The organism is Mesorhizobium sp. M2A.F.Ca.ET.042.01.1.1 (assembly GCF_003997405.1).
Lineage (GTDB): Bacteria > Pseudomonadota > Alphaproteobacteria > Rhizobiales > Rhizobiaceae > Mesorhizobium.
In genome coordinates this window covers 1-4,237 of sequence record NZ_RZRX01000373.1, presented here as the reverse complement: position 1 = coordinate 4,237, position 4,237 = coordinate 1, and the positions used below count along the sequence as shown (strand labels likewise).

The window sequence follows — 4,237 nt, the reverse complement described above, 5'->3', positions numbered from 1 at the left end:
GGCCAGATCATCCCTTGGAACTTCCCGTTGCTGATGGCCTGCTGGAAGCTGGCGCCTGCGCTCGCCGCCGGCAATTGCGTGGTGCTGAAGCCGGCCGAGCAGACGCCTGCCACCATCATGCTGTGGGCCGACCTTATCGGCGACCTTTTGCCGGAAGGCGTGCTCAACATCGTCAATGGCTTCGGCCTCGAGGCTGGCAAGCCGCTGGCATCGTCGAACCGCATCGCCAAGATCGCCTTCACCGGCGAGACGACGACCGGCCGCCTGATCATGCAGTATGCCTCGCAGAACCTCATCCCGGTGACGCTGGAACTCGGCGGCAAGTCGCCCAACATCTTCTTCCAGGACGTGGTTGCCGAGGATGACGACTTCTTCGACAAGGCGATCGAGGGCTTCGTGATGTTCGCGCTCAACCAGGGCGAGGTCTGCACGTGCCCCAGCCGCGCGCTGGTGCATGAAAAGATCTACGACAAGTTCATGGAGCGCGCGCTGAAGCGCGTCGAGGCGATCGTGCAGGGCGATCCGCTCGATCCGGCCACGATGATCGGCGCGCAGGCTTCGAGCGAGCAGCTGGAAAAGATCCTCTCCTACTTCGATATCGGTCGCCAAGAGGGAGCCCAGGTGCTGACCGGCGGCGAGCAGAACCACCTGCCGGGCGACCTGGCCGGCGGCTATTACGTGAAGCCGACGGTCTTCAAGGGTCACAACAAGATGCGCATCTTCCAGGAAGAAATCTTCGGGCCGGTGGTGTCGGTGACGACCTTCAAGGACGATGACGAGGCGCTGTCGATCGCCAACGACACGCTGTACGGCCTCGGCGCCGGAATCTGGAGCCGCGACGCGAACCGCTGCTACCGCTTCGGCCGCGCGATCCAGGCAGGCCGCGTCTGGACCAACTGCTATCACGCTTATCCGGCGCATGCCGCCTTCGGCGGCTATAAGCAGTCCGGCATCGGCCGCGAGACGCACAAGATGATGCTCGACCACTACCAGCAGACCAAGAACATGCTGGTCAGCTACAGCCCGAAGAAGCTCGGCTTCTTCTGATCCTCCCAGGGCGAAGGGGGAAGGGAGGAGCGCCGCGGACGGTGCCCTCCCTTCGACATAGGAGGATTGCCATGGACAGGGCTTCATTGGGCAAAGTCTCGGCCACGGCGGCGGCCAAGGCGCTGCTGGCCGAAATCATCGCCGACCACGGGCCGGTGCTCTTTCACCAGTCCGGTGGCTGCTGCGACGGATCCTCGCCGATGTGCTATGCGCGCGGCGAGTTCATGATCGGCGACAATGAAGTGATGCTCGGCGAGATCGGCGACACGCCGGTCTATATCAGCGCCTCGCAATATGAAGTTTGGAAGCACACCGACCTGATCATCGACGTGGTGAAGGGCAGGGGCGGCATGTTCTCGCTCGACAATGGCCGCGAGAAGCGCTTCCTGACGCGCTCGACGGTCTGCGCGGTATCACCGTCATCTTCCGCCGACTGAGCGAGCAGACTAGCGCACCATCGGCCGCGATTGGGGTAATCGTCGCGCTTTGTTGGGTCTTTGGCTCGCAACCTGTTCGCCTTAGTGCTATGGCGCCGCTTTCAAACGGAAAAGCGTATCCATGGCAGGTGTAGAACAGATCACGGTGGAGGCCGGCGAGGCGGGCATGCGGCTCGACCGTTGGTTCAAGGTCCATTATCCGGGCCTCGGCTTTGGCCACCTGCAGAAGCTGTTGCGCTCGGGTCAGATCCGTATCGACGGCGGCAGGGCGAAAGCCGACACGCGCGTAGAGCCTGGTCAGACGGTGCGTATCCCGCCGCTCGACATCGACAAGAAAGGCGATGCGCCGCTCACCGGTCACTCGATCCGCAACCAGGGCGATGCCGACGTGCTCGCCAAGATGCTTCTGCACGAGGACCCGAAGGTCTTCGTCTTCAACAAGCCGGCCGGCCTGGCGGTACAGGGCGGCTCGGGCGTCACCCGCAATGTCGACGACATGCTGGAAGCCTGGCGCAACCAGAAGGGCGAGAAGCCGCGCCTCGTCCACCGCCTCGACCGCGACACCTCCGGCGTGCTGGTCGTTGCCCGAACCCGGCTGGCCGCAATGAAGCTTTCGGAAGCGTTCCGGGCGCGAGAGACCAAGAAGACGTACTGGGCGCTGGTCAAGGGCGTGCCGCCGAAGCGCGAGGACAAGATCTCGACCTGGCTGGTCAAGGAGGCGACACCGGATGGTGACCGCGTGCGCATCGCCAAGCATGGCGAGAAGGGCGCCGACCACGCCGTTTCCTACTATCGCGTCGTCGAGCAGGCGGCGCAGTCGCTGTCCTGGCTGGAGATGGAGCCCTATACCGGTCGCACGCATCAACTGCGCGTCCATGCGGCTCATATCGGCTGCCCGATCATCGGCGATCCGAAATATTTCGAGGCCGATACCAATTGGGAATTCCCGGGGGGCATCCAGAACCGCCTGCATCTGCACGCCCGCCGCATCGTCATCCCGCACCCGGACCAGGGCGTCATCGATGTGACGGCGCCGATGCCGCCGCATATGCGGCAAAGCTGGAACCTGCTCGGCTTCGACGAACAGAGCGCGGAGGACTGAGTTTGACCGTTGCGCCGGCACTGGATCGCCGTGACGCGGTCGACATGGCCGCAGCGGCCATCATGGTCGGGCTGACCTTCTCGTGGGGACTGAACTACGTCGCAGCCAAGATCTCCTACGCAGGCTACGATCCCGTCTTCGTCTCGATCGCCCGTTCGCTCATCGGGGGAGCCTGCGTGCTTGGCTGGTGCCGGTTGCGCGGCATCAAGCTGTTCGAAGCGGATGGGACGCTGGGCGCCGGCATTATCGTCGGCGTGCTTTTCGGCGTCGAGTTCCTGTGTCTCTATATCGGCCTCGAATACACGACCGTCGCCCGCAACACGCTGCTGGTCAACACCATGCCGTTCTGGGTGTTGATCGGCGGTCATTTCCTGCTCGGCGAGCACATCAACGCGCGCAAGCTCGGTGGGCTTGTCCTCGCCTTCTGCGGCCTGGTGGCCGTGTTCTCCGACGGCATCGTCGAAGGCAGCGACGCATCGCTGACCGGCGATCTGCTCAGTCTCGGCTCGGGCATTCTCTGGGCGGCGACCAGCATCGTCATCAAGCGCTCGAAACTGGTCGCGACCAGCGCCGAGAAACTGCTGCTCTACCAACTGGCCGGCGCCGCGATAGTCGGTTTCCTGGTGATGCCCTTGGCCGGCCCGCCCATTCGCGCGGTTGCAACCTTGCCGACGCTGGCGCTGCTCTTCCAGTCTTTGTATATCGTCGCCTTCACCTATGTATTGTGGTTCTGGCTGCTTCGGCGCTACCCCGCGTCCGGTCTGTCGAGCTTCGCCTTCCTGTCGCCGGTATTCGGCGTCTTGTGCGGCGCGGTGGTCCTTGGTGAAGCGCCGACGACCAGGATATTCCTGGCTCTGGCCCTGATCGCCGCCGGTCTCATCATCGTCAACCGGCCGGCGCGCAGGCAGCCAACAGTTTAGGGAGTTCGACATGCGCGACATCCTCGAAAACCTCGAAGCCGGAAAACTGCTTTCCGACCCCGATCCCGTGCGCCGCGCCCAGATCCAGATGAAGACGCCGCTGCCGAAGCGTTTCTACAAGGCGGTTTCGGTCGTCCCGGTGGAAAACGGCTTTGCCGTTCATCTCGACGGCCGTCCGGTGCGCACGCCGGGCAAGGCCATGATGGTGTTGCCGACCGAAAGGGCTGCGGCACTCGTGGCCGACGAATTCAGCGCGCAGGCCGAGGTCATCGACCCCGTGACGATGCCCGTCATGCGCCTCGTCAACACCGCCATCGATGGCGTCGCCTCCGACCCGCAGGCGGTGCTGGAAGATGTATTGCGCTTCGCTTCGTCCGATCTGCTTTGCTACCGCGCCGATGGTCCGCAAGGTCTGGTCGATCGTCAGAACAACCTGTGGGATCCGGTGCTGGACTGGGCACGTAGCAGCCTCGGCGCGCGCTTCAATCTTGCCGAAGGCGTCATCCATGTCGAGCAGCCGCGCGAGGCCATCGCCATCCTCGGCGCGCATCTTGGCCAACGCTCGGAGCCGATGCGGCTGGCCGCCATCCATGTCATGACGGCGCTGACCGGCTCGGCGCTGCTGGCGCTGGCCGTGGATTTCGGCGAGTTGGACGCCGAGGAAGCTTGGGCAGCGGCCCATGTCGACGAGGACTGGCAGATCGAGCACTGGGGCCAGGACGCGGAGGCAG

General features: G+C 64.1%; 5 protein-coding genes. All 5 read left to right on the top strand.

Going from position 1 to position 4,237, the window contains the following annotated elements:
• Nucleotides 1-1,047 (top strand): aldehyde dehydrogenase (adh, locus tag EOA23_RS32000; protein WP_127307025.1); only part of this gene is annotated, 1,047 nt, incomplete at its 5' end.
• A 71-nt stretch (nt 1,048-1,118) separates the two neighbouring features.
• Nucleotides 1,119-1,484: a DUF779 domain-containing protein gene (locus tag EOA23_RS31995; RefSeq protein ID WP_127307024.1), complete on the top strand. Its 366-nt coding sequence runs from the start codon at nt 1,119-1,121 to the stop codon at nt 1,482-1,484.
• 121 nt (nt 1,485-1,605) lie between these two features.
• On the top strand, nt 1,606-2,586 hold the full coding sequence (locus tag EOA23_RS31990) for an RluA family pseudouridine synthase (protein ID WP_126061020.1): 981 nt from the start codon (nt 1,606-1,608) through the stop codon (nt 2,584-2,586).
• A 44-nt stretch (nt 2,587-2,630) separates the two neighbouring features.
• Nucleotides 2,631-3,506 (top strand): DMT family transporter, encoded by an 876-nt coding sequence (locus tag EOA23_RS31985; protein ID WP_127307026.1) that lies wholly within the window; start codon nt 2,631-2,633, stop codon nt 3,504-3,506.
• A 10-nt stretch (nt 3,507-3,516) separates the two neighbouring features.
• A partial coding sequence (locus EOA23_RS31980) for an ATP12 family chaperone protein (RefSeq protein ID WP_127307023.1) occupies nt 3,517-4,237 on the top strand: 721 nt, incomplete at its 3' end.